Source organism: Lactobacillus sp. PSON (assembly GCF_052615405.1).
The window spans coordinates 220461-247382 of sequence record NZ_JBQXFW010000005.1; the positions used below are offsets into that span (position 1 = coordinate 220461).

The 26922-nt window shown below is 32.1% G+C and carries 28 protein-coding genes, 2 tRNA genes and 1 other RNA gene; 4 read left to right on the top strand and 27 right to left on the bottom strand.

Annotated features, from left to right (window positions below; all coding sequences use genetic code 11):
* Positions 1–63: 63 nt before the first annotated feature.
* Positions 64–136 (bottom strand) — tRNA-Gln (locus ACTHPI_RS05030).
* Positions 137–141: 5 nt separating this feature from the next.
* Positions 142–213 (bottom strand) — tRNA-Glu (locus ACTHPI_RS05035).
* An 82-nt stretch (positions 214–295) separates the two neighbouring features.
* On the opposite strand from ACTHPI_RS05035, the gene ACTHPI_RS05040 reads away from it, so the two are divergent.
* Positions 296–1306, top strand: coding sequence for a serine hydrolase domain-containing protein (locus ACTHPI_RS05040; RefSeq protein ID WP_445353087.1), 1011 nt, complete (start codon positions 296–298; stop codon positions 1304–1306).
* A gap of 72 nt (positions 1307–1378) precedes the next feature.
* On the opposite strand, the gene ACTHPI_RS05045 is transcribed toward ACTHPI_RS05040, so the two are convergent.
* The 3 genes from ACTHPI_RS05045 to ACTHPI_RS05055 all read right to left on the bottom strand — a co-directional run bounded on the left by ACTHPI_RS05045 (position 1379) and on the right by ACTHPI_RS05055 (position 4955).
* Positions 1379–2728, bottom strand: a complete 1350-nt coding sequence (locus ACTHPI_RS05045) for an MFS transporter (protein WP_445353224.1) — start codon at positions 2726–2728, stop codon at positions 1379–1381.
* A 188-nt stretch (positions 2729–2916) separates the two neighbouring features.
* Positions 2917–4254 carry a glucose-6-phosphate isomerase gene (locus tag ACTHPI_RS05050; RefSeq protein ID WP_445353088.1) on the bottom strand — a complete coding sequence of 446 codons (1338 nt, stop codon included), beginning with the start codon at positions 4252–4254 and terminating at the stop codon, positions 2917–2919.
* A gap of 86 nt (positions 4255–4340) precedes the next feature.
* Complete coding sequence (locus tag ACTHPI_RS05055) at positions 4341–4955, bottom strand: VanZ family protein (RefSeq protein ID WP_445353089.1); 615 nt, start codon at positions 4953–4955, stop codon at positions 4341–4343.
* Between the two features lie 147 nt (positions 4956–5102).
* On the opposite strand from ACTHPI_RS05055, the gene ACTHPI_RS05060 reads away from it, so the two are divergent.
* Positions 5103–7283: an LTA synthase family protein gene (locus ACTHPI_RS05060; RefSeq protein WP_445353090.1), complete on the top strand. Its 2181-nt coding sequence runs from the start codon at positions 5103–5105 to the stop codon at positions 7281–7283.
* 25 nt (positions 7284–7308) lie between these two features.
* Here ACTHPI_RS05060 and ACTHPI_RS05065 read toward each other — a convergent pair whose 3' ends face one another.
* From ACTHPI_RS05065 to ACTHPI_RS05150, 18 genes are all read right to left on the bottom strand, one after another.
* Positions 7309–8751 (bottom strand): ATP-binding protein, encoded by a 1443-nt coding sequence (locus ACTHPI_RS05065; protein WP_445353091.1) that lies wholly within the window; start codon positions 8749–8751, stop codon positions 7309–7311.
* Positions 8751–9473, bottom strand: coding sequence for a winged helix-turn-helix domain-containing protein (locus tag ACTHPI_RS05070; protein ID WP_445353092.1), 723 nt, complete (start codon positions 9471–9473; stop codon positions 8751–8753). Before ACTHPI_RS05070 ends, ACTHPI_RS05065 begins: the two co-directional genes overlap by 1 nt.
* A gap of 1 nt (position 9474) precedes the next feature.
* Positions 9475–9864, bottom strand: a complete 390-nt coding sequence (locus tag ACTHPI_RS05075; RefSeq protein ID WP_445353093.1) for an SdpI family protein — start codon at positions 9862–9864, stop codon at positions 9475–9477.
* Positions 9865–9897: 33 nt separating this feature from the next.
* Entirely contained in the window at positions 9898–10863 is a 966-nt protein-coding gene (gene manA, locus ACTHPI_RS05080; RefSeq protein ID WP_445353094.1) for a mannose-6-phosphate isomerase, class I, read from the bottom strand.
* Between the two features lie 64 nt (positions 10864–10927).
* A complete protein-coding gene (locus ACTHPI_RS05085) occupies positions 10928–12097 on the bottom strand; it encodes a MalY/PatB family protein (RefSeq protein WP_445353095.1) in 1170 nt (389 codons plus the stop codon).
* Positions 12098–12101: 4 nt separating this feature from the next.
* Positions 12102–12992, bottom strand: a complete 891-nt coding sequence (locus tag ACTHPI_RS05090; protein WP_445353096.1) for a DUF3737 family protein — start codon at positions 12990–12992, stop codon at positions 12102–12104.
* A gap of 244 nt (positions 12993–13236) precedes the next feature.
* Positions 13237–13604: a transfer-messenger RNA gene (gene ssrA / locus ACTHPI_RS05095) on the bottom strand.
* A gap of 55 nt (positions 13605–13659) precedes the next feature.
* The gene (locus ACTHPI_RS05100) at positions 13660–14844 is read right to left on the bottom strand and encodes an acetate/propionate family kinase (protein WP_445353097.1); all 1185 of its coding nucleotides are present in this window, start codon (positions 14842–14844) and stop codon (positions 13660–13662) included.
* A gap of 43 nt (positions 14845–14887) precedes the next feature.
* Positions 14888–15892 carry a class I SAM-dependent methyltransferase gene (locus ACTHPI_RS05105; RefSeq protein ID WP_445353225.1) on the bottom strand — a complete coding sequence of 335 codons (1005 nt, stop codon included), beginning with the start codon at positions 15890–15892 and terminating at the stop codon, positions 14888–14890.
* Positions 15893–16073: 181 nt separating this feature from the next.
* Positions 16074–16649, bottom strand: a complete 576-nt coding sequence (comGF, locus tag ACTHPI_RS05110; protein ID WP_445353098.1) for a competence type IV pilus minor pilin ComGF — start codon at positions 16647–16649, stop codon at positions 16074–16076.
* Complete coding sequence (locus ACTHPI_RS05115; protein ID WP_445353099.1) at positions 16603–16872, bottom strand: hypothetical protein; 270 nt, start codon at positions 16870–16872, stop codon at positions 16603–16605. Before ACTHPI_RS05115 ends, comGF begins: the two co-directional genes overlap by 47 nt.
* Positions 16865–17281, bottom strand: coding sequence for a Prepilin-type cleavage/methylation protein (locus tag ACTHPI_RS05120; RefSeq protein ID WP_445353100.1), 417 nt, complete (start codon positions 17279–17281; stop codon positions 16865–16867). The genes ACTHPI_RS05115 and ACTHPI_RS05120 overlap by 8 nt, the downstream gene beginning before the upstream one ends.
* Positions 17268–17630, bottom strand: coding sequence for a competence type IV pilus major pilin ComGC (locus ACTHPI_RS05125; RefSeq protein WP_445353101.1), 363 nt, complete (start codon positions 17628–17630; stop codon positions 17268–17270). The genes ACTHPI_RS05120 and ACTHPI_RS05125 overlap by 14 nt, the downstream gene beginning before the upstream one ends.
* A gap of 21 nt (positions 17631–17651) precedes the next feature.
* Positions 17652–18653 carry a type II secretion system F family protein gene (locus ACTHPI_RS05130; protein ID WP_445353102.1) on the bottom strand — a complete coding sequence of 334 codons (1002 nt, stop codon included), beginning with the start codon at positions 18651–18653 and terminating at the stop codon, positions 17652–17654.
* On the bottom strand, positions 18622–19593 hold the full coding sequence (gene comGA / locus ACTHPI_RS05135) for a competence type IV pilus ATPase ComGA (RefSeq protein WP_445353103.1): 972 nt from the start codon (positions 19591–19593) through the stop codon (positions 18622–18624). The genes ACTHPI_RS05130 and comGA overlap by 32 nt, the downstream gene beginning before the upstream one ends.
* Positions 19594–19706: 113 nt before the next feature.
* The gene (locus ACTHPI_RS05140) at positions 19707–20435 is read right to left on the bottom strand and encodes a YebC/PmpR family DNA-binding transcriptional regulator (RefSeq protein WP_144355041.1); all 729 of its coding nucleotides are present in this window, start codon (positions 20433–20435) and stop codon (positions 19707–19709) included.
* An 85-nt stretch (positions 20436–20520) separates the two neighbouring features.
* Positions 20521–21039 carry a VanZ family protein gene (locus ACTHPI_RS05145; RefSeq protein WP_445353104.1) on the bottom strand — a complete coding sequence of 173 codons (519 nt, stop codon included), beginning with the start codon at positions 21037–21039 and terminating at the stop codon, positions 20521–20523.
* A gap of 91 nt (positions 21040–21130) precedes the next feature.
* Complete coding sequence (locus ACTHPI_RS05150; RefSeq protein ID WP_445353105.1) at positions 21131–21316, bottom strand: type Z 30S ribosomal protein S14; 186 nt, start codon at positions 21314–21316, stop codon at positions 21131–21133.
* 396 nt (positions 21317–21712) lie between these two features.
* On the opposite strand from ACTHPI_RS05150, the gene ACTHPI_RS05155 reads away from it, so the two are divergent.
* A complete protein-coding gene (locus tag ACTHPI_RS05155; protein ID WP_445353106.1) occupies positions 21713–23359 on the top strand; it encodes an APC family permease in 1647 nt (548 codons plus the stop codon).
* A 36-nt stretch (positions 23360–23395) separates the two neighbouring features.
* Here ACTHPI_RS05155 and ACTHPI_RS05160 read toward each other — a convergent pair whose 3' ends face one another.
* The gene (locus ACTHPI_RS05160; RefSeq protein ID WP_445353107.1) at positions 23396–23851 is read right to left on the bottom strand and encodes a DUF441 domain-containing protein; all 456 of its coding nucleotides are present in this window, start codon (positions 23849–23851) and stop codon (positions 23396–23398) included.
* A 137-nt stretch (positions 23852–23988) separates the two neighbouring features.
* Between ACTHPI_RS05160 and ACTHPI_RS05165 the strand changes: the two genes are divergently transcribed.
* Entirely contained in the window at positions 23989–24816 is an 828-nt protein-coding gene (locus ACTHPI_RS05165) for a Cof-type HAD-IIB family hydrolase (protein WP_445353108.1), read from the top strand.
* A gap of 43 nt (positions 24817–24859) precedes the next feature.
* Here ACTHPI_RS05165 and ACTHPI_RS05170 read toward each other — a convergent pair whose 3' ends face one another.
* The 3 genes from ACTHPI_RS05170 to ACTHPI_RS05180 all read right to left on the bottom strand — a co-directional run bounded on the left by ACTHPI_RS05170 (position 24860) and on the right by ACTHPI_RS05180 (position 26899).
* Entirely contained in the window at positions 24860–25852 is a 993-nt protein-coding gene (locus tag ACTHPI_RS05170; RefSeq protein ID WP_445353109.1) for an asparaginase, read from the bottom strand.
* 15 nt (positions 25853–25867) lie between these two features.
* Complete coding sequence (locus ACTHPI_RS05175) at positions 25868–26158, bottom strand: hypothetical protein (protein ID WP_445353110.1); 291 nt, start codon at positions 26156–26158, stop codon at positions 25868–25870.
* 138 nt (positions 26159–26296) lie between these two features.
* Positions 26297–26899 (bottom strand): NAD(P)H-binding protein, encoded by a 603-nt coding sequence (locus tag ACTHPI_RS05180; protein ID WP_445353111.1) that lies wholly within the window; start codon positions 26897–26899, stop codon positions 26297–26299.
* Between the last annotated feature and the right edge of the window lie 23 nt (positions 26900–26922).

A 26922-nucleotide genomic window follows, 5' to 3' on the forward strand; every position in this document is an offset into this window, starting at 1 on the left:
AAACAAAAAAGCCTTTAGCATCAACACTTTAAAAGCATTTAATGCTAAAGACTTACTAAAAAATTGAGATATTGGGGCTCGAACCCAAACATCCAGGAACCAGAATCCTGTGCCTTACCAATTTGGCTATATCTCACTAAATCACCCGTACGAGAATTGAACTCATAACTCCACCTTGAGAGGGTGGCGTCTTAACCATTTGACCAACGGGCGAATCAACAATAAATATTATTGACTTTTATTATAAAAAAGTCAAGTTGTTTTATTAAGAAAAAAGCATTATTCTTTATTTATTATGATTGATTATTCTACAACACAACATTTAATTGAATCGATGGTTTCTAAGCGAATTGTTCCAGGAGTTAACTATGCTTTTATTAAAAAGAGTCAAGTGTTCACTTCAACTATTGGCTTTGCCAGTATCTATCCAGAAGTAACACAACTCAGTCCGTTTGCTGAATATGATTTAGCTAGTTTAACTAAAGTATTAGCTACTGAAAATATTTTATTAAAGCTATATGACAAAGGGAAACTCAATTTCAATGAACCTGTTTCTAAATTTATTCCAGAATTCAAAAACTCAAAAGTTCGCCTCTTTCACTTACTCACTCATACTAGTGGAATTCGCGGATGGATTGAAAATCGTGACAAATTAAATCACGATGAACTCTTACAGGCATTAATAAACTTACCTGTAACTGATGAATTTGAAACTAAAATGAGATATGCTGATACCAACTTTATTTTACTAGGCCTAGTAATTAAAAACATTTTTAATAAATCAGTTCAAGAAGTTGCAATGGAAGAAGTATTTAATCCTATGCATCTTTCTCATACTTCTTTTAATCCTAATCCTCAATTCTGTGTACCAACTGCCTTAGTAGACGGAAAGGTTCTTCAAGGCACCCCTCACGATCCTAAAGCAAGACAGCTTGGAAGTGATTGTGGATCTGCTGGATTATTTTCTACGATGGATGATTTAATTAATATTAGTAAGGGTTATTTGGGCTTAAATCGAAACATCTTACCATATAGTCAAGATGTAGTCGAACAATTATTTGACAATAAAAATCCTAAAAATGTTAAACCACGTTCATGGGGATGGGACTTACGATTTGATCCTGAATATAATTATCCGATAATTTTACATACTGGTTTTACTGGTACACTACTTATATTAGATAGAGTCAAACAGTCTGGACTAGTACTTCTGACTAATCGTGTCCATCCTACAGGTCATAACTTAATTTTTTTAGCTATGAGAGAAAAAATTATTCAAAGTTTTTTAAAGGAAAACTCAAAATAACGAAAAAGACGACTGGTGTTCAGTCGCCTTTTTTAATCTCACTTATTTTCAATCATTCACTATAATTATAGTCTATTTTACTGCTTTTGTCTTGGCTTTTTCTAATATAAACAATCTTAAATAACATCCTAAGATTATCATACCTAATACACTAGTAAAACAAAATGCCATTTGACTTCCTCTAGCTGTTAAAACTGCGTATGAAGCCCCTCCTTGATTTTGAGAAATAGCAATGATAGATGCCAAAATAGTCGTCCCCACAGATCCTGCTAATTGCTGACTAGTTTGACAAACAGCAGTTGCATCTGCACGTAAATGACCTTTTTGAAGTTTTAATGATTCGGCTAAAGTATTACTAAAAGCCATTCTATGTCCTAACATCAATACTCCATATATGATTATAATCATTATAACTTTTAAATCTAATCCATAAATAGCAAATAAAATGCTACTGATGGTCATCAATGTACCACCTAAATAAAGAGGTAACTTGGCCCCCAAGTTATCGTATAATTTTCCAAAATATGGATTAAGCAAGCCTGCAATAATACTTCCTGGAAGCAGAATTAAACCACCTACAAGTGAAGTTTGATGACCAACAATTTGAACATAATTTGGTAAAACAAAACTTGTCCCAATATTGATAAATTGAAGTAGAAAATATGCAAGTGCTCCATAAATAAAAGCTTTCTCTTTAAATACAGTTAAATCTAGTAACTTCTTGTTTGATTTTTTAGATAATTTAGCAAAAATATAAAATAATAATCCAGCTAATATTAAAAGCCCCCATAATTTCCAATTAGCAAATCCATGGCTAATTTGATTAACTCCAATTGTCAAACTGATAAAGGCAGCTGATAAAATAATAAAGTTTAACCAATCAAAACCACTGTCTTTTTGTTGTTCATGGTATTTTTCAATTACAAAAAATCCCATAATAAAAACTATTGCAGCAAATATGACCACAATTATAAAGATCCAGCGCCAATTCATGTAATAAGTTATTGCTCCTCCAAAAGCTGGTCCAAGTGTGGGCGCCATTGCAATTACTAATCCAGCAATTCCCATATAAACGCCCCATTTAGCCCTTGGCATTATTTCTGTAATCATATTAAACATTAATGGAGTACTTAAACCAGCTCCTAATGCAGAAACTAATCGACCCAATAACAATATTACAAAATTGGGTGCCATTGCACTAATCAAACTTCCAACAATAAAACCAATACAAGCTACAGAAAATTGCTCCTTGGCAGTAAAACGCTCATTTAAATATGACGAAGTAATCATCACAATTGCAATCATTAATAAGTATCCTGTAGTTGTCCATTGAACTGTATCCAAACTTACCTTAAACTGCTTCATCATTGTTGGAAAAGTAACATTTAAACTAGTTTCTGTTAAAATTCCAACAAATGACATAAAAGCCGCAGCCAATACTGCCAATACATTTTTAGTAGTCGTTTCTTTTTTCACAAACTCACCTTATTCTTGTCAATCAAAAAGAGCAGAAGCAAAAAGCTTCTACTCTTTCTTTAGCTACTTGTAGCTTATTTCTGCTGTATAACCATCTATGTTTAAAATATTAATTATACTAAGTAGATTTTTTATTAAAGACGCTTAGTTAAATCGTCGTGTAAATCTTCGTAACCTGGCTTGTTAAGAAGACCAAACATGTTACGCTTGTATGCTTCAACACCTGGTTGATTGAATGGGTTAATACCATTCAAGTAACCTGAAATAGCAATTGCTAATTCGAAGAAGTAAATCATGTAACCCAAAGTATGAGCGGTTTGATCTGGAATGTTAATAGTCATTACAGGAACACCACCATCAGTGTGAGCTAAAACAACACCTTCATAAGCGCGGTCATTTACGTAATTTAAGCTCTTGCCTTCCAAGAAGTTAAGACCATCAAGGTTTTCCTTGTCGCCTGGAATCTTAACATCATGACGTGGGTTTTCTACACGAATAACAGTTTCGAAAATGTTACGAAGACCTTCTTGAATGTATTGACCAAGTGAGTGCAAATCAGTAGTAAAGTTAGCACTTGATGGATAAATACCCTTTTGGTCCTTACCTTCTGATTCACCCATTAATTGCTTGCACCATTCAGCAAACATTCTAAGACTTGGTTCATAGTTTTCAACAATTTCAGTTGTGTAACCCTTACGGTAAAGAATGTTACGAATTGCTGCGTATTGGTATGGAGTAGGCTTTGATAAATCAGTATCAGTATAGTCTGCACGAGCGTCAGCTGCACCCTTCATCAATTCATCAATATCTGCACCACTTGCAGCAATTGGAAGCAAACCAACAGCTGTAAGAACACTGTAACGACCACCAACATCATCTGGAACTACAAATTCTTCGTAACCTTCTGCATCAGCTTCAGTCTTAAGTGCACCCTTCTCACGGTCAGTAGTTGCATAAATACGCTTAGCTGCTTCTTCCTTACCATACTTTTCAATAAGCTTAGCTTTGAAAACACGGAATGCTACAGATGGTTCAGTAGTAGTACCTGACTTAGAAATAACGTTGATGCTAAAGTCCTTATCACCAAGCCATTCAATTAAGTCATAAAGGTATGAACCTGAAAGTGAATTACCACAGAATACTACAGTTGGGTAATCACTCTTTTCTTTGCCATAAAAATTACTGTTCAAAAATTCAATTGCAGCTTGTGCGCCAAGGTATGAACCACCAATACCGATACAAATCAATACTTCTGAATCGCTTTGAATCTTCTTAGCAGCCTTCTTGATGCGTGCAAATTCATCTTTGTCATAATCAACTGGCAAGTTAAGCCAACCAAGGAAATCGCTACCAGCACCAGTACCATCGCGGAGTTCAGTGTTAGCAGCATTTACCATAGCTTGCATTTCGCTCAATTCGTTTTCGTGAACAAATGGAGCTAATTTACTACTATCAAAATTAATTAAACTCATAAATCTGCTTCCTAACTAGATAAAATATTTATTTCACAAGACCTATTTTAGCAATTTTATTAAATAAATACCAGTATTAATACAATTTAAAAATTTCGCTTAATTCTTTTGAACATCATAAAGAAAACGTAACCAATTATACAACCACAGGTATTAAAAAATACATCATCAATATCACTAACTCCAGTTGCTAGTAAAAATTGCATAACTTCAATACATATTGAAAATAGCATCCCCACCAAAGTTACTTTCCAAAAACTTTGCCTTTTTGAAAAAACAATAGGTGCTAAAAATCCAATTGGTACAAAACACAAAACGTTTCCAAATGAATTATAAATAAAATCCACTCTACTTTGTGCATAAATCAACTTCCATGTTTCCTTCATAAAAGTCAAATTAATATCACTCAAAGGTCTTTTTAAATGAAGTTGGATTTGCCAAGGAAAATATGTATCCCTAAAAGTTGTCAGCATTAAAACTAAAATAATATAAAATGCAAAAATCCAAACACTAGCTTCAGATTTTATCGATCGTCTGCGACGAACGCAAAGTAACCAAATTAACCTAATTACAACAAAAATCAAAAAATAAAAAACAGTCTTATCTAACGCAACTAGAGATAATTTAATCAATGGAAAATGATTTATTCTAGTTGCGTATAGTTTAACCAATAAATTATACAGCGGTCCAAAAAATACCATAATAAATCCCTTAAATTTTTTAAAATCCAACTTAAATTATACTCAATTTTTGACTAAAAATTATTAAAAAACTACTAACTCTCATTAAAAGATTGTCTATTTTTTTCATAACCATTAAAATGAAGAAGTCAATAATAAGGAGAAAATATGAAAAAAACACTACTCAAATTCATTCAAACCCGTACTGGATTTTTTACATTACTGGTAGTTTTATTTTGGATCAAGTATATTTTTGCAGCTTATGTTGACTTCAACTTAGGCATTAGTGATCCGTACCAGCATATAATTATGTGGACAAGTCCAATCGGCACTGCAATTTTATTAATTGGCATTGGCTTCTATTTTCCTCGTCCACTAGTATCATATATTGCGATGCTGATAATGGATTTTTTAAATACTGTCCTTTTATTTGCTAATATTTTATATTATCGACAGTTTTCCGATTTTATCACAATGAAAACTATAACTAACGCAAGTAAGGTAGCTCCTGGCTTAGGTAAAAGTGCGGTCAGTCTTCTTCATCCTAGTGATATTTTTATATGGTTAGATTTAATTATAATAATCACTTTACTGATTATGAAAAAAATTAAAATTGATTCTAAATCATATGGTCTTTCAACACCATTTGCAATTACATCATTTGGGGCTTTCATGTTAACTTTAAACATGTTCTTGGCTGAATCTTCAAGACCACGCTTATTAAGGAATACTTTTGACCGTTCTTACGTTGTTAAATACCTTGGTTTGGATACTTATACCGTTTATGATGGAATCAAAAATGCACAAACAGTACAAGTTAACAAAAATGCAAATTCATCTGACCTAAACAAAATTATTAAATACACTAAAAAACATCATGCTTTAGCAGGTACAAGCTTTGGTAAAGAAAAAGGAAAAAATGTTGTCATTATCCACCTTGAAAGTTTCCAGCAATTTTTAATAAATTTAAAAATTAACGGCAAAGAGGTTACTCCCTTTTTAAATTCAATTTACAAAAATCCTCATACCATTAGCTTTAAAAATTTCTACCATCAAGTAGGTTTAGGTCGTACAAGTGATGCAGAAACCATGCTTGAGACAAGTACTTATGGAATTGCTGATGGTTCGCTCTTTACTTCTCTTGGTTCTGAAAACACTTTTCAAGCAGCTCCTCAAATTTTGCACCAAGATGGCTATACTTCAGCTGTTTTTCATGGAAATGTAGGAACTTTTTGGAATCGTAATGAAGTCTATAAAAATTTTGGTTATAACTACTTTTTTGACCAAAACTATTTCAGTAACAAAACTAATGATAAAATTGGTTACGGCTTAAAAGATAAATTACTTTTTTCTGAAAGTGTTAAGTATTTAGAACAAATGCAACAGCCTTTTTATGCTAAATACATTACCGTTACTAACCATATTCCTTTTTCAATGGATAAAGAAGACTTAGACCCCAAGTTTAAAACAACTAATACTAGAGACGAAACTATTAACAATTATTTTGAGACAGCTCATTATTTAGATCAAGCAGTCCAAGAATTCTTTAATTACTTAAAAGCTTCTAATTTATACAAAAATACTATGATTGTCATTTATGGGGATCATTACGGCTTATCTAACAGTGAAAATGAAACTTTAGCACCTATCATTGGTGAAAGTTCTGATACTTGGAATAGTTTTAATAATGTACAAATGCAACGCGTTCCTTTCATGATTCATTCTGCTAATTTAAAAGGAGAAATTAAAGACGAAGTTGGGGGTGAAATAGACGTTTTACCTACTTTACTTCACTTATTAGGCATTAAGAATCAAAATTATATCCAATTTGGCAGCGATATGCTTTCTCCTAAATACAAGGATTGGATTGTGTTTAGAAATGGAACAATTGTTAGTGGTAAATATGTCATCATTGGAAATAAAGGCATTAAAGGGATTGTTTATGACCGTAAAAGTGGTAAACAAATTATAAACTTTACTCCACAAGAAAAGCGAGAAATTGCTGCTCTAGCAAAAAAGGCAAAACAATCACTTAAGTATTCAGATTTATTAAACAACCATAATTTACTTAGATTTTATACTCCAATTGGTTTCAAACCAGTTGATCCAACACAGTTTGACTATTTAACAAATTTCGAACAAATGACTAAGCTAAGACAGCAATTAAAAGAAAAGTCTACTTCACTTTATTCTCAGCATCATGGTTCTACTACTAATCTTTATAAAACTGATGCAGTGGAACTACATGGTCGCCAAAAAGAAATTACTGAAGTACCAAACAATGTCAAAAATAACAGTCTTACTAACAAATCAACATCTCAAAAAGAAACCAAGAATAAAGAAAAATAAGAGGTAGGGAATTATTCCTAACCTCTTATTTTTTTGAATAACCTTTATCATAAATAATTACAGTAAAAATGGAACCTTTATTTGGTTGAGATTCTACAGAAATTTTTCCACCATGTTGTTTAACAAGTGAGGAAACAATTGCTAACCCCAATCCTGATTCACCAGTTCCTAAGCGAGCTCGTGAAGGATCAGCTTTGAAAAATCGTTCAAAGATATACTTCATTTGATTTTCGTTCATACCAATTCCATTATCTTTAATTTGAATTTGAACACCATGATCAATTCTGCGACCAAGAAGCTGAATTTTACCATTATGGGTAAATTGAATTGCATTTTGCGTTAAGTTTACTACAATTTGAGTAAATCGATCTCTGTCTGCATAAATTGGTAAATTCTCAGGGCATTCTACAATCACTTCATCATTTGCTTTTTTAGCATTTTGTTGCAACTGAGTTTGGACATCATGCAATACATCTGCCGCATTAAATTCGCTTTTATACAACGTAATCTGATTACTACGAATTTTTTCATAATCAAGATTTTCGTTAACTAATCTAATTAAACGTCTAGTTTCATGCCTCATTAAAGATATTGATTGTGGTTTAGATTCTTCTGGAATTGCATCATATTGTAATCCTTCAAGAATACCATTGATCGTAGTTAAAGGAGTTCTCATTTCATGAGCAACATCTGCCATAAACTGGTCGCGCCTTTTTTCTTGAGCTTCAATTTCTTCATTGGATTCTTTTAGAGCTTTAACCATTTGATTAAAATTACCAGCTAATTGATCAATCTCATCACTATTTTTATGTTCAAGATGAACATCAAAATCTCCTGCTTCAACTTTTTTAGTAGCCCTAGATAAACGCTTAATCTTTGCAGTTGAATAATAAGAAATAATCAAGCTTAACACTAACCCAACGACTAAAGTTACTATTAAAGCATTTATCAAATTTCTTTTAGCCATGATAATAGGTCTTTCAACATTTTTAACTCTGGATCCAAGCCAAATAATACCAACTAGCTTTTTACCATTCATCCACGGCATCAACACTCCAGTATAAGCATCTTTAGTTTTACCGATATAAGAGCGACCAACATTATTATTTTTAATACGAATTTCTTGTCCTTTACTTAAAGTCGCAAAAACTTTTTTGGATAACTTTAATTGATTAGGAACTTTAGGATAAATTTGTTCATTTCGATCATTAAAAATTCTAAATTGCATATCATCGCCTTGCAGAACAAACTGCAATTGAGCTAAAAACTTATCACTTAAAATAGCTGTTCCATTTTCTCCTTCGTTAATTGCGAGTTGTCCTAAGGAATTAGCATAATTTTCCATCCGCTGATAATTTTGTGAATAAGCTTGATTTTTAGCATAATCAATTTCTGCATATCCAATAATCGAAATAGTAGTAATAATAATTATTAAAAATCCGAGCATGTGTTGATAAATTAACTTCATTATTCAACCTTTGAATCGTCAAACTTATAACCTATTCCCCAAACTGTCTGAATAACTTGAGGACCTACTTTTTCTAATTTTTGACGTAATTTTTTAATATGAGCATCAACAGTACGCTCTTCGCCATAGTATTCATATCCCCACACAAGCTCTAATAACTGCTCTCTTGAAAAAACTTGCTTAGGCTTTTGTGCTAGCGTAAAAAGTAAATCAAACTCTTTCGGGGTTAAATTTTTAACTGCTTGTCCATCAAAGCTAACTTCACGTCTAGCAGTAGAGATTTTTAAATGAACAGTTTGAATATCATAGTTTTGTACCGCTTTTTCTTCTGCAGGCTTAGAATCATCCATCATTACCCGACGATGTAAAGCTTTGATTCGCGCAATTAAAGCAATCGGACTAAAAGGTTTAGTTACATAATCATCTGCTCCAACTCCTAAGCCTAATACTTGATCTGATTCACTTCCACGAGCTGTAAGCATAATAATTGGTACTGTAGGCGAAATTGCTCGAACTTCTTTAGCAACCTGGATACCATCTTTTTTGGGCAAATTAAGATCCAGCGTAATTAAATCATAACTAGCTGGATCTTGTTCAAATTTATTAACAGCTTCTTCACCATCGACTGCAACAATTTGTTCCCAACCTTCTTTTTTGAAAAACATTCCCATCATTTCTGCAACTGACTTATCATCTTCAACCATTAAAATTTTTAAACTCATATCAATCCTTAAATCCTTTTGTTCTCTTCTTTTTGATTTTATCAGGATCAACATAATCTCTTGGAAGCTGATCACGCTTTTGCAAAAACGATTTTAAACTTTTTTCAGTCCAAATAATTGGAAACAAAATAAACAAATAAAAAGTTAACAGCCATAAAAGAAAGTAGCGATCCCAATTTAAAAAATGAATTATCATACCTAATACTACCTGAATTATTCCAAATAGTAAAAGCCAATAGCTGGCTATTTTTTGAGCATATTTAAAACTATCCTGATTTACTTGAGCTAAATATGATAGATATCCATAAAGTCGGTTGGGCTTTTTTGCTGGGCTTATTATCCAAATAATTCCTACTGCTATCATTACACAGCCACATGCAATATATATCATGCAATCGCCACTTTCTTTTTGAAAATTTTACTTCTACTCTTTACCTGGAGCAGACATAACAATTCTCATTTTACCAGTGAAAGTGAAATTCTTCATCTCATTTGGAATAATTAAATTATCTCCCAATTTTAAGTTCCATTTTTGACCATTAGCTTCAATTTCACCGCCACCGTCAATTACTGAAACTAATAAATAAGGATGGTCATTAAGAGTCGTTTTCCAAGTTCCATCTAAATCAATTTGCCACAAATAAAAATGTGGGGAAACTGGAGGTTCAACTAAAGTTTTAATTTCTGCATCTTGAACTTTCTCAGTATGAACATTTAATTTAGGATCTTTATGTGGAACTGTTGTTACGTCGATTGACTTTTGAGTATGAAGTTCCCGTTTTTTTCCAGTCTTTTTGTCAACTCGATCATAATCATAAAGACGATAAGTAACATCACTTGATTGTTGAGTTTCAATAACTAAACTTCCCTTAGTTAAAGCATGAATCGTTCCGGCTGGTACATAGAAAAAGTCGCCTTTTTTAATAGGAACTTTACGCAACAGTTTATCCCACTGACCCTTTTTTATCATTTCAGAAAGTTCTTCTTTACTTTTGGCATGATGACCATAAATTAAATATGCACCAGGATCTGCTTGCAATACATACCAGCTTTCAGTTTTACCTGAATCATTTTCAACTTTATTAGCATAATCATCATCAGGGTGAACTTGAACTGATAGATTATCATTAGCATCTAAGAACTTTACAAGTAATGGAAACTCTTTTGATTTAGGATTACCAAACAACTCTGGATGTTCATGATAAACTTCCCTTAAGCTCTTACCTTTAAGAGGACCTGAAGTTACAGTTGAAGCATCATCTTTATATCCTGAAATAATCCAAGCTTCACCAACTTTTCCCTCTGGAATATCATAATGAAAAATTGTATCTAATTTACGTCCGCCCCAAATTTTTGGTCTAAAATATGGCGTTAAGAAAATTGGTTCCATTTAAAATCACCTCATAGAAAGTATATACTTTTTTGACGGATAAATGAAACCACTTTCTTTAAATTTATGATAATTTTTGAAATTTCTTAATTCCAATAATTAATCTAGCTATACCGTCCTCAACTAATTTCATAGGACAAGCCAAATTTATTCTAATAAAACTAGAACCGTTCCCACGATAAATATTTCCAGCTGAAATTATTAGTCCAGTTTCTTTCTTAAGATATTGAACTAATTCCTGACTATTATTAGTAATTTTATTGATATCTAACCACATCAAATAGGTAGCTGTAGAAGGAATAATATTTATTTCTGGTAAATTAGCATTGATTTTTTCTTCTGCATATGCAAAATTTTTTTGCAATTGAAGCTTAAGCTCCATCAACCATTCATGTCCTTTTTCATATGCTGCAATTGTTGCCGGAATAGCCAAAAGATTTGGTTCAGCAACTTCATCACTATTCAATCCACGGTTAATTATATTGCGTAAATTCTCACCAGGAATGATTGCTGTTGCTGCATGAAGAGCTGCCACATTAAAAGTTTTACTTGGAGAAATCAAAGAAACAACATTATTTTGAGCCTCACCGCTTACACTGTAAGCTGGTGTGTAGTCAATACCCTCTCTAACCAAATCACCATGAATTTCATCAGATAATAATACAACATGATGCTTATAACATAATTGTGCAATCTTTTGCACTTCATCTTTTGTCCAAACCTTTCCAATTGGATTATGAGGATTACAAAATATCATCAATGTTGTCAATGGATCTGCCAATTTTTCTTCTAAGTCTTGCCAATTTATTTGATAATTTTTCCCATTAAAAATAAGGTCATTAGATAAAACATGACGGCCATTATTTTCAATAGAATTATAAAAGATATTATAAACAGGTTCTTGAACTAATACATTATCACCAATATGAGATACTCGGCGTACAATTGATGAAATTGCAGGTATTACTCCAGTTGTAAAAATTAGCCAATCTTTTTTAGCAATTTTACCATGTTCACATTTTTGCCAATCAATTACAGCTTTAAAATAATCATCTCTTGGCCACTCATATCCAAATGCACCTACTTGTATTTTCTTTTCCATTGCTTCAATAATTTCTGGTGCAACTTTAAAGTCCATATCGGCAATCCACATTGGAAGTTCACCAGTTTTTACATTCCATTTAACAGAATCAACATTATGTCTATCAGGTACTGTTTCAAAATCATATTTCATTTTATTAGTCCTTTGCTATTTGATTCGTATCAGATTTTTCAATTTTCATTTCTACCATATCACAATTTATATTAGTATACTCAGGATTAATCTTATCTGGATCCATAATCAACTTATTAATCTTGGGAGCAGTAATATTTCCAGAGATTGGATTTTTCACACTATCAATTTTAGTAGTAATTTTTGCATTAACATCAGAAACATATTCAAAAACTAAGTCTGAATGAATTAACTTACAATTCTCCATTTCTAAATGCTTAATATAATTAAGCCCCTGGTCACTTTCTATAATGCAGTTAACCAATTTTAAATTCTTAGTATTCCAAGCTAAATATTCACCATCAAGAGTTGAATCATAAATTGTTACATTTTCGCAATTCCAAAATGCATCTTTAGAAACAAAATTTGAATTATGAACTTCGATATTTTTACCACCATCAAAACAATAATTACCAATAATCGAAACATTATCTAAATAAATATTTTCACTATCTTTACCAAAATAATCTCCATTAATTTGGGTATTAGTTATATTTATATCTTTACAAGTCCACATTGTTTCTTCAGCATTAGAAAAATGTACATTATCTAAATTGATTTTTTCAGCTCTTCTAAATAATTTTGGAGCTTGCAAAGCCGAATCTTTAATTGAAATATTTTTTGTGTACCAAATGCCACTACGTGCCATCGTTTCAAAAATTGTATTTTCAACTTTTACATTTTCATCGTACCAAAGAGGATACTTCCATTTAAATATTGAGTTTTTAATATTAATATTTTTTGCTTCTTTAAGTGGTGACTCTCCAGTCCCAAATGTTATTTCATTAAGATTTGCATCTTTTAATCCATATAAAATTCTTTCGCCTTCAAAAAATTTATCTTCATAATTTTGCATAAAAAACTCCTTACTAAACTAACAGTTATATTTAGTATAGGAGCTTTATGTGTCAATATCTAATATTTATACTTAATATGAAATAATAACTTTTAGTTATAATTGCTAAAATCCAATTATGATAGTTACTTTCTATATTGACTCCTTCTTGAGCTAAATTTTAAAAAGCCACATTCAACCACAGAAGCAAAAAAGCCTTTAGTATCAATACTTTAGAAGCACTTAATACTAAAGACTTTCTTAAAAATGGAGATGAGGGGAATTGAACCCCTGTCCAAACGCATCTCGTCACTGACCTCTACGATCATAGTTATATTATTTGAACTTCACTAATTCACAACGCCATATAACAGGGCTAATATGAATTAGCTAACCTGTTAAGACTCTTTCTAACTATTCAGGTGAGGTAGTTAAACGTAACTCGCTAATGTTGATACCAATAGTTAATCACGAGTAAACCAACTAAAGGCAACACAGGCGCCTAATTAGGCAGCTACTGCGTAAGAATTACTGTTTTTTGCAGTTAAATTTATAAGTGACGTTTTTACGTAGACGTGACCTACGAATCGCAGTCAATGCGAGTCTACGCCTGTCGAATCCCAAAACATCCCCTTGAGACTTTTCTATTATAGCATAGACTGCATTAAATGCGAAATACTTTGTTCCTTTATTCCAAATGAGCCAATCTTACAACATCACGTTCAATCATTAACTCTTCATTAGTTGGAACAATCATTACACGAATCTTAGAATCTGGTTTAGTTATTGTCTTTTCACCATTAGTTTCATTTTCTTCGAGATCAGGTACTACTCCAAATATACCCAATTGTTCCATCACCATTTTACGGATGTGCTGATCATGTTCACCAATACCTGCAGTAAAAATAATTGCATCAGCACCATTCATTTCAGTAATGTAAGCACCGATATAGCGAACAACACGATTAACAAAAATTTCACGTGCTAAAATTGCACGCTTATCTTTATTCTTTTCTAAATCACGCATATCAGGTGAAATTCCAGAAATACCAAGAAGTCCTGATTTATTATTCAAAATGCTGATCATATCATCAATAGAAATATTTTCTTTATCCATTACAAACCTTAAAAGTGATGGATCAACATCTCCTGAACGTGTACTCATTGTAATACCTGCGAGTGGACTAAAACCCATCGAAGTATCATAAGATTTACCATTTTTTACAGCAGTAATTGAAGCTCCTGAACCCAAATGGCAAACAATAAGATTTAAATCTTCAAGTTTCTTGTTTAATAATTCTGCGGTTCTTTCTGAAACATAACGAACAGAAGTACCATGAGCACCATATTTACGAGTACGATATTTTTCATACCATTCGTAAGGTACAGAATACATATAATGAACTGGATCTAAAGTTTGGTGGAATGATGTATCAAACACACCAACTTCTGGAACACCTGGTAACAACTTCATAAACGCTTCAATACCTTTACCCTCAGCTGGATTATGAAGTGGCGCATAATCAGTCAAGTCAAATATTTTTTGTAAATTATCTTTATTGATAATTGCAGAATCTTTAAAATATTCCCCACCTGCAACAATACGGTGACCTACACCTACAATTTCATCAAGATTTTTAATAACATCATATTTCTTTAAAGCTTCCAATAATAAACTAACAGCTTTTTCTTGATTTGGAATTGCTACTTCTTCAATATGCTTATCACCATTTGCTAATTTAATTTCAAATGATGACCCATCAAGACCTACACGGTCAGCTATTCCTTCAGCTAGTACTTTTTCATCAGGCAGTGAAAAAATTTTATATTTAAATGATGAACTACCTGAATTAATTGCTAAAACTTTATCCATAAGACAAAATCCTCCACATAAATTGTTGATTGTTTTTAACAAACTAATGAATAGTCTTAGTATACCACTCGTTTAGCTTAACATTAAACTTTACAAGCGCATCTTGACCCTTTAATGAGTCTAATTTTGTAAGCAAAACCTCACTGCTGGTAGCGTTTTCACCATGATTTTGGAAAACTAAAATAGATTTTTGATTAAATTTATTTTGGAACATATTATCTGGTAATTCGACGATAGCTTTTAAGTAAACCTTCTTCGTAAGCCATGGCATAAAATCTGCCCCAACCTTTCCAGATAAAATTGATTTAGGAACTACTAAAAATGCGTAACCTGCAGGTTTTAAATTCTTAATAATTTGTTCAATCAAAAGCAAATGAGCAAAAGAGTGTCCCTTTTCTGCTTTTGTAGCAAAATTCTTAGCATTTTCATCAATCGGATAATATCCAATTGGCAAATCACTCACTACTGCATCAGGACTAGAAATCATCCAAGGCATCAATGCATCTTGGCAGAATAAATCGATATCAATATTATTCAAATGAGCTGCAACATCTGCTAAGTTTAACATTTCTTCATCATTATCAATTCCAATCAACTTGTATTTATCTTTGGAATGATTTTCAGCTTTTAATTGATTGATAACTGCATAAAATAAATTACCTGTTCCAATTGTTGGATCAACAATTTCAAGAGTTTGATTTTTGGGCAAAAGTTTTTGCATAATTAATGCAACTACAGTAGAAATAATTGGTGGAGTTGGCATTTGGTTTGCATCTCTACCATCATCGTTAATTGCCTTCAAAGTTAAGTAAGTAAATACTTGCACTTTGATTTTTTGTGGAAGATTATCATAATCTAACTTTTCATACATCTTACTTAATTTAGCAACTGTTTCTTTATCAGGAGCTCCCATTTCAACTTTGATTTTTCCATTTTCAAGATTATCAAAAGTTTCAACTAAAGCTTCTGCAAAAGAAACATTTAAACTTTCTTGTAAAGTTTGTACACAAGCTAAAAACTGATTAAATATTTTTTCAAATTTTTCAATATTTTTCATAGTTCACCCTTCTTTTTGTCTTACTAACAATTTTAAAGAAAGGTAACAAATGGTGCAAGAAAATCAATTTGAGTTTAAATAATCAATAATCATAATATTGTTTTCCATACTATCATGAAAAATTTGTCGATATAATGCTAAAAACAATAAACATGTTGTTAATACTAATACGCTACTTAGAAGTGCGCTTGCTTTTAGAAAGTTTATTTTCTTGATTTTTATCTTCTTTAGATTTATTTTTTTCATTTTTATCTTCTTTTGGTCGAGGATCCAGCTTGAAATATAATTCAGACTTGCGATTATCTTTTTCAATTACAGTTATTTTTATTTGGCCATCTTTAGTAGAAAAACCTGCATAATGAACATTTAAAAGCAAAGGCATATGACCACCTTCATCAGTAGTCGAGCGAATCATATGCTTATATTTTTCTAAAATATATGTTTTTTCAGTTTTCTTTTTCCCGCTGCCTTTTACTTTAACAAATTTTGTTTTAAATGAATTCGAAGATTCTGGTAAAGTATAAACAATCCCACCATCTTCATGCAAAAAACGATTGAACTGAACATAAGCAAAAGCAATATCATTGGTACGATGATTTGATTTATTTGCAGTTTTTAAATTCGTTAATAAATTTTGTAAAATTAGAATTACTAAGGTTGATACAAAAATTGAAAAAATCACTTCTGCGATAGTAAAGCCATTATTTTTCAATTTTATAATTTTCTTTTGTCTGTGAGTCATAAACATAGTTTTTACCTACTATTTTATAAATTCGATCATGAACCATAACTTCTTTCAAACTATTCTCTTTCATCACATGCCATGCATATGCTTGATCAGTTTTTAATTCTAAAGTTTGTTCAGTTTTATGCATCCCGCCTAAAGTAAGAGCCATAATCATAACCCCAAAAATTGCGATTGTTAAGCCAATTAAGCTTTCTGCAACTAAAAATCCTTTTTGCTTACTCATCAATTGCTCTTCCCCACATCATTTGCAACTTTAATTTTTTACTATCTTTTTTATTATAAATATTAATAGTTCTTGGACTCAAAGAGCCTTTATTTGAAATTTGAAAATTTATTGGAGAGGACAATTTTACTCGTTTATCAATCTTTAAACGTCTATTATACTTACTGCTTTTAAAACTCAAAAAAGAACTCGATTCCATATACATCACTGTAATTTGATCATGCTTTACTATAGCTACTCTAGCAGCTTGCTCAATCGCAGTTTTAACTTGTTTTTCAGTATTAACAAGCACAAGCTGATTTTCATAACTTTCCATTTTTAAACTACCAATAAAAATCAGCATACAAGAAATAGCCAGTGTAATAACAGTTTCTAAAACAGTAAATGCATCCAGTTTATTTTGCTGCATCTTTAGCTACAACGGCGCCATCTTTATCAAATGAATATTTTTCTGATTTCTTTAATTGATCTTTGGTCAAGTAACCATCTTTTTCCATAGATTCAAAAGAAATAGGTTTATTATCATCTATCTTCTTTTCATCGCGATATAGTTCTACTTGCGTTTGCAAAGTTGACCTAAATGCATCAGAAGTTCTATTTTCCGCATTTCCTTTTTGTCTCATCAAATTAGGAGCAATAATCAATACTAAAAGTACAATAATTGCTATAACTACTACCATTTCAATCAAAGTAAAACCTTGTTGCTTACGACTCTTTGCTAAAATATTTAACAAATATTTCTTCATTTTATTCTTCATGCTTTTCTCCTTTTACTTAACTTATATTCCTTGCATCATTGTATACATCGGCAAAAGCAATTTCATATACATTGCAATAATACAAATTCCAATTAGTACAAAACACACAGGTTGAACATTAACCACTAACTTTTCAATTTTTCCCGTTAATTCACTAAATAGACTTCTTCCTAAAATCAAGCATCGGCTACTTAAACTTTTTCTTTTGGAACCCGTTTTTAACAAAATCAACAATGTATCAGGTAAAAATTCTTCATTTTCAATTATTTTATTCAAATTTTCTCCATTAGCTAATTTTTGACCAATTTTTTCACCTAAATGCTGCTGAAGTGAGCCTTTAGTTTGCTGAGAGGCATATTCACACATTTTTTGTAAAGAGAATCCACTCGCCAAAAGCAGACCAATATCATAGACCAGAAGATAATTGATATATGTCTTAATTGTAGAGCCCAAAATTGGTACTTTGCTCAACTTTTTAAGAGATTGATAGTCCTGTTTAGCCAACAAATTTAAAACTCTTGAAAAATAGTAAATAAATACTAAAGCAAATAGAATCAACCCAATTAATATAAAATCTCCCATATGTTCTCCCGAATCAGAAAACTGTGCTGAAATAAAAGTTTGCATAAAAGCTAATAACAGCACCATCATAATCGCTAAAACAAATGGATAGGAAAGTTCTGCCTTTAATTTTTTGATTTGTTCATTTTTTAATCTTGTTAAAGTAGCTAATTGGTCTAAACATTCAACAAGATTTCCTTGTTGCATTGCTAAATTAATTTGAGTTACTGTAGTTTTTGAAAAACCCAGTTTTAAAAGTTGGTGAGAAAACTTAGCACCATTTTTCATTGCTTTATCTAAATTTTCCATCATTTTCTTTCTCTTAGGCCATAAAACAGGCATAAGTTCAATGCTACTATTAAGTGAAAAACCATTAGATAAACTATGTTTAAGATAATCTAAAAATTCTAATTGCTCATCATTTTTCAACTTATCCTTCTTGATAGAGTTGATACGTTTCATTGCTGATTTGACCTCCTTTCTTCAATAAATTCAAATTTTCTTGCCAGCTTATAAAATCCGACCGAACTTTACTTTTAATCGCTGCAGCCAAATTTTCTCCAGTTGCAATATCAAGCAAACAGGCTAAATTTGATTCAGTTGGTAACAAGCGTTGATACGATACTGCTGTTAAACAATTTGCTAATTCGTCACCGCGAATACCTAATCCTTCTAATCTAGAAATTGTTTGTAAAGTACTTTGAGCATGAACTGTCGCAAACACTAAATGTCCGCTAAGGGCTGCATCTATTGCTATTCGAGCTGTATTAGTATCACGAATCTCTCCAATTATTAAAATATCCGGTCGATGTCGAAGAGCTGCCTTAAGCAAATCAAGATATTCTATCCCAGCTTCACTATTAACTTGGGCCTGTAAAAAAGAATCTTCACGGACTTCAACTGGATCTTCAATTGTCATCACTACTTTATTGCGTCCAACTTTTTTAGCTAGTTCATACATAGTGGTAGTTTTTCCAGAACCTGTAGGACCACTAGTTATAATTAATCCTCGTTTTTTTGATAGATTTTCAAGTAATTTTATTTGTTCCTCAAAAAAATAGTTACTGTTTTCAATTTGATAAATTATTCTAACCACTAAAGATTCTCTATCTGCAAAATCTCCTAAGCTAGACAATCTTAAATAGTATTTCGTACCTTGGTAATCATACTCAATTGCTCCAACTTGCGGGCGTCTATGTTCAGAAATATCCATTTGCGCTGCATATTTCAAAAAATTAATAATTTCCAAACCTTGTTTTTCACTATGTTCAGATAATTTTTCAATTCCTGAATTCAAACGCAAATTAATCTGTACACTTTCTTTAATTAAAAAGAAAATATCACTAGCTTTTTTTAGAATTGCTTTTTCCAGTAGTTTATCAACAATTTCTCGTGTTTCCATGAAAAAATCCTCCTTCTTGACTGCTCAATTAATAAGTACGTCAAAAAAGAGGATTTTGTTTTTTAAATAAAAAAAATCACTTAGCAAAAATACTAAATGACTTTTTTATCTAATTAATCTTCATCTGCAGCAGCAGTATAAACATTTTGTACATCATCATCGTCTTCTAATTGTTCAACTAGATGTTCAAATTGTTCCTTCTTATCTGCAGGAACTGGAGTAGTGTTTTGTGGAATCATAGTTAATTCCGCATTTGCAAGCTTGTAACCAGCCTTTTCAAGAGCATCACGAACTTGTGCAAATTGCTTAGGATCTGTATAAATTTCATAAGCATCATCACTAGTTTGTAAGTCGTCACCACCAGCATCCATAACATCAAGTAATACTTGATCTTCATCTGCATCAGTAGTTGAACGGTCAATTACAATGTAACCCTTACGGTCAAACATGTAAGCAACTGAACCAGTAGCACCGAGTGAACCACCATTACGAGTAAAAGCAACACGAACAGCTGAAGCAGTACGGTTCTTGTTATCAGTCAAAGCTTCAACAAATACTGCTACACCACCTGGAGCATAACCTTCATAAGTGATTTCATCATAATGTTCTTCTGAATTACCTTCAGCCTTCTTGATCGCACGTTGGATGTTGTCCTTAGGCATGTTAGCTGCACGGGCCTTATCCATTACCATACGCAAGGTAGGATTCCCTGAAGGGTCAGGACCACCACTCTTTGCAGCCATGTAAATTTCACGAGATAGTTTTTGGAAAACTTTACCTCTCTTAGCGTCTTGCGCATTCTTGCGGCCTTGAATATTGTGCCATTTTGAATGTCCTGACATAAAGGATCCTTCTTTCTTTTATTTATAATCTTTAACGTCTATAATCTTAACTCACACAGCTTGAAAATTCAATGCTATCAATTATTTAACTCAATTTTTTCTGTAATTTATTTTTAATTGCAATAATTACGACACATAAAATAATTGCAGTTAATGCACCTGCTCCATCCAGCATTACATCGTGAACACTTGGAGTTCTATCCCCAGTTAAATACTGATGATATTCATCAAATGCAGCAAAAGCAATTGAACTAAACCAAATAAAGATTGGTGCAAGCCAATTAATTTTAAAAACTCTTCTTAATCCTAAATAACTAAAGAGTCCTAATAAAAAGTAGGAGCAAAAATGTGCTAATTTTCTTACAACAAACTGAGTCATACTTGCAACACCACCATCAAGGTGTGCATTATGCCACTTGCCAGCATATTTAATATTCCAATTACCAACTATTTCTTCAATAAAATGTAAATGAGTATGGATAAATCCTGGCTTCATTTCTTGTTCATGATAGGTCATTGAACTTGAGATGAATAACATCAATAAAACTAAAAAAGCTAAAATTAAACAAACTTTTTCAAATTTAGTAAATTTAAATTTTTCCATCTTAATTTCCTTATCTAAAAATTCTTATGTCCTATCTTAACAATTTTTGAAGTAAGAAAAAACTGCTAGTTATTCACTAGCAGCTTCAAAATTACCAACTTGCTTTCTTTACACCTGGAAGTTGACCCTTATGAGCCAATTCTCTCATACATTCACGGCATAAACCGAATTTACGATAAACTGAATGTGGTCTTCCACAACGTTCACAACGTGTGTATTCACGAGAAGAAAACTTAGCTTCTTGATGATTTTTAATAATTTGTGATGTCTTTGCCATAAAAACTCCTTTTATCTATGCTTTCTAATACGCTCTGGTGCTGGCTTGGGTTGATAAGTTAAGCCAACCAAAGATAATAATATAATTCCAATTGCGATAATTTGACTTGTCATAACAGGGTTACACTCTTTTCTATTCCGATTTTTCTACTTTACTTACTTTTCGTTAATAATTATACCCTCTTACTAAAAATAAGTAAAGCAAAAAGCAGATTTTTTGATTTTTTAATAATAGCAATCGCTTACAAACTGGTAAAAAGCTTCTTCAATCTGTAGAATGTAGTCGTTAAGCTATTTTGGAGAGGAAATTTTACATGAATGTAAAATTCAAAAATAAATCACCTGCAAAAAATCTAGTCAATCATGAAATCGAATACTAGAAAAGGATGTTAAAAAAGTGGACGAAATACAAGAATTAAATCCAGATAAAAAATATATCTCTTGGCAAACCTTGTTCTTGATGGCTCTTTGTACTGTTATCGGAATTGATGACATCATGTACAACTTCCAAAATCAGGGAATGTCAGTTATTTTTTCTTGGGTGGTAATGGTAATTTTTTACGTTATTCCCTATTCATTGATGGTAGGACAACTTGGAAGTGTCTTCAATAAAGAAGGCGGCGGTCTTTCATCATGGGTTAGAGGAACAGACGGAGAGTTTTTGGGATATTTTACTGCTTGGACTTATTGGGCAGCTTCAATTCCATATGCAGTAGATTCAGCAAACGAAATTATTGTTGATGTTGGTTGGGCATTAACTGGATCTGAAAAGTTTCAAGATAAAATGTCAAACACAACTTTTGCAATTTTAACTTTTGCAATGTTTATCATCTTTATTATTGTTGAACACCACTTTTCACGTTCAATGGAACTACTTTCTACTATTGGTGGTGGCTTGATGATGATTATGACAGTTTTACTTGTTATAATGGCCTTTATTGGACTTATTAAATCCGGCGGTCATATGGCAACTCAACCATTTACTTGGAAAACTATGATGCCTAACTTCAATTGGCACTATTTCTCAACCATTGCTATGCTTATTTATGCCATGAATGGTGCTGAATTAGTTGCTCCATATGTTACCCAAATGAAGAAGCCACAATATGACTTCCCTAAAGCAATGATTGCATTAGCTGCAATGACTGGCTTTCTTACTATTTTGGGATCATTTTCACTTGGAATTTACTTTAATGCCTACCACATCCCAAATGACTTAAAGATGAACGGTGCTTATTATGTCTTTGATATGATTGGCCACCAATATGGTATGGGCAAAGGTCTTCTTTACTTTTGGGCTTGGACTTCCGTATTCTTTAATTGTGCACTTTTAGCAGTTTTGCTTGATGCAATGACCAGAATGCTCATTTCTGATACCGGCGATCGTTACATGCCTAAGTTTTTACGTAAAAAGGATAAAAATGGTCTACCAATTAATGGTTATATTCTAACTGTATCACTTTCTTCATTTATCATGATTTTAGGTATTTTCTTACCTGACATGAATGATATTTTTAACTGGTTATTAAACTTAAATGGAATTGTATCACCTGGTGTAACTTGCTGGATTTTCTACTCATTTATGAGAATTAGAAAGAATTCTAAAAAGTTCCCAAGTAAATATGTCTTCATTAAAAATGACAAACTCGCTTGGAGTGTTGGACTGTTCCTTTTGTTAGTAACCGCAATTGCAACTATCATGGGAATTACACCACAAGATGTACCACAAGGGTCATCAATATGGTGGTATGAATTAATTATCAACATTGTTGCTGTAATTGTCTTAATTGGTCTTGGTGCAATTCTACCAGGAATTAGAAAACGTGAAATTGAATACGGAATTGCTTTTGACAAACCTCAATGGATTTCAATGATTTCACTAATCGTTATTGCAATAATTTTTGGTGTATATCTTGGAGGAACTAAGATGGCACTCCGTGGACTTTACATCATAATTGAAGGAATTATCGCTTTACTTATCGTCTGGCTTATTGGTCGCAGAAAACCAAACCTAGCAGATGGCTTCAAAGCTGAAGAAGAATAAACAAAAAAACTAAGGATTATATCCTTAGTTTTTTTGTTAAAAGTGTAAATTAAATAAACTAATTATTACAAAAGTCATTCCACTTGCAATAACTGGACCTGCCGCAATTCCTTTAAATGCTACTACTCCAATAATTGTCCCTAAAACTAAAGCAACAGTTACTTGCGGAACTGCAGCTAATTGATCTACACCATAGCGTGATAAAATAGCCACTGCAATTCCAGCTGCTACCGCAATCCAACCTGCAGGAGTCTTAAAAGTTTGAAATAAATCTTTAAATCCAATTTGTCCAGTAGCTATTGGAATTAAAATTGCAACCGAAATTACTGTAACACCCCAATTAATTCCTTTTGACTGTATAACAGGTAACCATTTTGTAGTAAAAGGCAATAATTTCAAAAGCATCACTACTCCTGTTGCAATAATTAATGAAGTATTTTTTCCAACTAAAGCCACCGCTAAAACTAATGCTAAAAATAACCAGCTCTCCATTTCATCCCTCCATTCATAAGTATTTCTTTCATTACGTTACCTGATTTTTTAATTTTCATCAAGAATGAATATTATTCAGGAAAATTTAAAGCGCTTACTGTATAATATAATTATTATCTTTATTTGAGGAGGAAATTATGACTAAAATTCCATTTAAAGCCGTTGCAGTAGACATGGATGGCACATTCATGAATGATGATTTAACTTATGATCACGAGCGCTTTGATAAAGTTTTAACTAGATTAAGAAAACATGGAGTACATTTTATTGTTTCAAGTGGTCGACCTTTATCTAGACTTAAACGTGATTTTGCTGAATTTCTTGATAGGATTGATATTGTAGCAGAAAACGGCGCCATACTTGTTCAAGATAATAACATTATTTCTAGCCACTATCTCACTCCAAAAACTGGCAGAGAGCTAATTAATTTCGTTCAAACCCACTATCCTCAAGCCTATATTTGTGTAAGCGGAAAAGAGGGTTCATATTACCTTAATTCATATCCTACAGCTTTTAAAAAGTTAATGAACTTTTATTATCCAGATAATATTGGTCTTAACAGTTTCGATGAAATTCCTACTAATGAACGTGTTATTAAATTAACACTTAATGTAGATGCTAAGCTTGCTAATGAACTTGAAAATAAATTTAATCATGAACATACTGAAAGAATCCATTGCACAACAAGTGGTTTTGATGATATTGATGTAGTTCCTTATGGCGTTAATAAGGCTCAAGCCATAAAATATTTTTTACGTTACTTCAAATTAGATCCAAGTCAATTAATTGCATTTGGAGATGGATTAAATGATAAGGAAATGTTAGAACTAGCTGGATACAGTTATGCTATGGCAAACGGTAATCCTGAAATTATTAAACTCGCAAAATATACTGCTCCTAGCAATAATGATAGCGGAGTTTTACAAGTATTAGAACATTACTTAGATGAAGCTGAAAAAAATTAATCAAATAAAAACGCCTGAGAAAATCTATTCTCAAGCGTTTTTTCTATTCAATTGTAACTTCATTTGCAACATCAGTGTCAAAAAATTCAGCAACTTCATGTACATCCATACCTTGACCTAATGCCCACATAAGCTTAGTAATTGCACTTTCTGATGTCATATCTCTTGCACTAATCGCACCTTCTAAAAGTGCCAATCTTCCAACTTCATATTTAGTTAAATCACTACGCTCATATAAACATTGACTACTTGCAATTACAGGAATTCCTCGACGAATTAATTTACCAATTGCGGCAACAGTATTTCGGCGAATATAATTCATTCCACCTAATCCATATCCCTCAATTACAATTCCCTTACATCCACTATCAGCCATTGCAAATAATAATTTAGGATCAAAACCTGGAAATAGTTTAACCAAAGATACTCGTGAATCAATATCTGTATTCAAAATACATGGTTGTTTATCTTTTTTATGATTTTGATTATTAAAAATCAATCCATCTGATGTAACTCTAGCAACTGGAGGAACATTTACACTTTCAAAAGCATTAAAATTGGTCGTCCGTACTTTAACTGTTCTACATCCAAGCATAATTTTACGATCAAAAGCTAAGTATATTCCCGGCTGGCAACTTGCAGCTGCGGCAAAAGCTAAGCGTAAATTATCAGGTGCATCACTAAGAACTACATTAATTGGTACTTGACTCCCTGTTAAAATAACAGGAATTTCAATATTTTGAAGCATAAAAGTCAACATTGATGCTGTATAAGCCATCGTATCTGTACCATGAGATAATACAATACCATCATAATCTTTACGATATTCATAAATCTTTTCTGCAATAAATTTCCATTCTTCTGGTTGCATATTAGAAGAATCTAATTGCAAAATGTCTTTTACATCAATATCATAAGGAATTTCGCCTAATAATTTAAGGAGATCTTCTCCTGATTCTTTAGGAACTAGGCCGGAATCTGATACGACGGAAGCAATTGTTCCACCTGTTGACAGTAGTAATAGTTTCTTCTGCATTGGAAGCGCCTACTTTCATTTTGGGGGGGTGCGAGCCTCTGCTAATGCTTCCCCAACAACTGTTTTTACAGCTTTAGTAAGTATACTAGCAGAAGCAATCCCATCAATTTTTACTGATTGGGCTTTTAAAATCTGTCCCTTAAATTCTTTTTCTAATGCTGGTTCAATCTCACGCTCACCTGGCTGGCTCTTAAGAGCTACATCAACGATTTTTTCATCATCGACAACCACTCTTGCTTCAATATGTGCCAGAGAATCTGTTTTGGCGGAATAAGAACCAGGCATAAACTTAATTTTTTCTGCCATTATATCCTTCTTTTCTTACCCCACTTAAAAATTTTATAAATAATATCAAAAATATTGTAGCAGATTTTATTAAAAAAGTTACTCAAAAATAATATTAGTAATCATTTTGTAATCAATAACAAAATAATTATTTTTCTTTTATTCAGGAGTAATAATACCTACACTTTGTCTACTATACAAAGTTGGATCTTGAACTAAGCACTTTACAAAATCAGCAATTGAAGAAATAGTCACTCCATTAGACGGAACAGTATCACCAATTTCAGTTATTTCATAGTTTACATCTCCCTGAGTATACCATCCAGGACGAACTACAGTATAATTCAAATCGGACTCTTCTACTTCATCTATCATTTCATTGTAAGGAATTGATATTTCAGCATAATCCAAACTATTCTCAAGTTCTTTAGGAGCAGGAATTTCATCAAAAATTCCCATTGAAGTTACAAATATTAACCGCAAAACATTATTCCTGTTCATTGCAGTGATGATATTTTCCACAAATTCATCATCTTCGCCACTAATCGATGCAAATACAACATCTTGTCCTACCATCGCTTGAGCAAGTTCATCTTCATTTTCAGAATTACCCGGAATCTTTTTTTCTCTAGTTTTATCAATATTTAACTCACCTGCATCTTTTGAAAAAAGCGTTAAAGTATCGTCAGTTTCTCTTAATAAAGTCTCTCTAACTGCTTCACCAATCGTGCCTGTCGCACCAATAATTAATACATTTGTCATAATTATCACCTCAATAATTGTCA

What these genes read in the sequence shown, in the direction of transcription:
- ACTHPI_RS05040 (WP_445353087.1), top strand. Translation starts at nt 296, where the DNA reads ATGATTGATTATTCTACAACACAACATTTAATTGAATCGATGGTTTCT.
- ACTHPI_RS05045 (WP_445353224.1), bottom strand. Translation starts at nt 2,728, where the DNA reads ATGTCATTTGTTGGAATTTTAACAGAAACTAGTTTAAATGTTACTTTT.
- ACTHPI_RS05050 (WP_445353088.1), bottom strand. Translation starts at nt 4,254, where the DNA reads ATGAGTTTAATTAATTTTGATAGTAGTAAATTAGCTCCATTTGTTCAC.
- ACTHPI_RS05055 (WP_445353089.1), bottom strand. Translation starts at nt 4,955, where the DNA reads ATGGTATTTTTTGGACCGCTGTATAATTTATTGGTTAAACTATACGCA.
- ACTHPI_RS05060 (WP_445353090.1), top strand. Translation starts at nt 5,103, where the DNA reads ATGAAAAAAACACTACTCAAATTCATTCAAACCCGTACTGGATTTTTT.
- ACTHPI_RS05065 (WP_445353091.1), bottom strand. Translation starts at nt 8,751, where the DNA reads ATGAAGTTAATTTATCAACACATGCTCGGATTTTTAATAATTATTATT.
- ACTHPI_RS05070 (WP_445353092.1), bottom strand. Translation starts at nt 9,473, where the DNA reads ATGAGTTTAAAAATTTTAATGGTTGAAGATGATAAGTCAGTTGCAGAA.
- ACTHPI_RS05075 (WP_445353093.1), bottom strand. Translation starts at nt 9,864, where the DNA reads ATGATATATATTGCATGTGGCTGTGTAATGATAGCAGTAGGAATTATT.
- manA (WP_445353094.1), bottom strand. Translation starts at nt 10,863, where the DNA reads ATGGAACCAATTTTCTTAACGCCATATTTTAGACCAAAAATTTGGGGC.
- ACTHPI_RS05085 (WP_445353095.1), bottom strand. Translation starts at nt 12,097, where the DNA reads ATGAAATATGATTTTGAAACAGTACCTGATAGACATAATGTTGATTCT.
- ACTHPI_RS05090 (WP_445353096.1), bottom strand. Translation starts at nt 12,992, where the DNA reads ATGCAAAATTATGAAGATAAATTTTTTGAAGGCGAAAGAATTTTATAT.
- ACTHPI_RS05100 (WP_445353097.1), bottom strand. Translation starts at nt 14,844, where the DNA reads ATGGATAAAGTTTTAGCAATTAATTCAGGTAGTTCATCATTTAAATAT.
- comGF (WP_445353098.1), bottom strand. Translation starts at nt 16,649, where the DNA reads ATGTTTATGACTCACAGACAAAAGAAAATTATAAAATTGAAAAATAAT.
- ACTHPI_RS05115 (WP_445353099.1), bottom strand. Translation starts at nt 16,872, where the DNA reads ATGAGTAAGCAAAAAGGATTTTTAGTTGCAGAAAGCTTAATTGGCTTA.
- ACTHPI_RS05120 (WP_445353100.1), bottom strand. Translation starts at nt 17,281, where the DNA reads ATGCAGCAAAATAAACTGGATGCATTTACTGTTTTAGAAACTGTTATT.
- ACTHPI_RS05125 (WP_445353101.1), bottom strand. Translation starts at nt 17,630, where the DNA reads ATGAAGAATAAAATGAAGAAATATTTGTTAAATATTTTAGCAAAGAGT.
- ACTHPI_RS05130 (WP_445353102.1), bottom strand. Translation starts at nt 18,653, where the DNA reads ATGAAACGTATCAACTCTATCAAGAAGGATAAGTTGAAAAATGATGAG.
- comGA (WP_445353103.1), bottom strand. Translation starts at nt 19,593, where the DNA reads ATGGAAACACGAGAAATTGTTGATAAACTACTGGAAAAAGCAATTCTA.
- ACTHPI_RS05140 (WP_144355041.1), bottom strand. Translation starts at nt 20,435, where the DNA reads ATGTCAGGACATTCAAAATGGCACAATATTCAAGGCCGCAAGAATGCG.
- ACTHPI_RS05145 (WP_445353104.1), bottom strand. Translation starts at nt 21,039, where the DNA reads ATGGAAAAATTTAAATTTACTAAATTTGAAAAAGTTTGTTTAATTTTA.
- ACTHPI_RS05150 (WP_445353105.1), bottom strand. Translation starts at nt 21,316, where the DNA reads ATGGCAAAGACATCACAAATTATTAAAAATCATCAAGAAGCTAAGTTT.
- ACTHPI_RS05160 (WP_445353107.1), bottom strand. Translation starts at nt 23,851, where the DNA reads ATGGAGAGCTGGTTATTTTTAGCATTAGTTTTAGCGGTGGCTTTAGTT.
- ACTHPI_RS05165 (WP_445353108.1), top strand. Translation starts at nt 23,989, where the DNA reads ATGACTAAAATTCCATTTAAAGCCGTTGCAGTAGACATGGATGGCACA.
- ACTHPI_RS05170 (WP_445353109.1), bottom strand. Translation starts at nt 25,852, where the DNA reads ATGCAGAAGAAACTATTACTACTGTCAACAGGTGGAACAATTGCTTCC.
- ACTHPI_RS05175 (WP_445353110.1), bottom strand. Translation starts at nt 26,158, where the DNA reads ATGGCAGAAAAAATTAAGTTTATGCCTGGTTCTTATTCCGCCAAAACA.
- ACTHPI_RS05180 (WP_445353111.1), bottom strand. Translation starts at nt 26,899, where the DNA reads ATGACAAATGTATTAATTATTGGTGCGACAGGCACGATTGGTGAAGCA.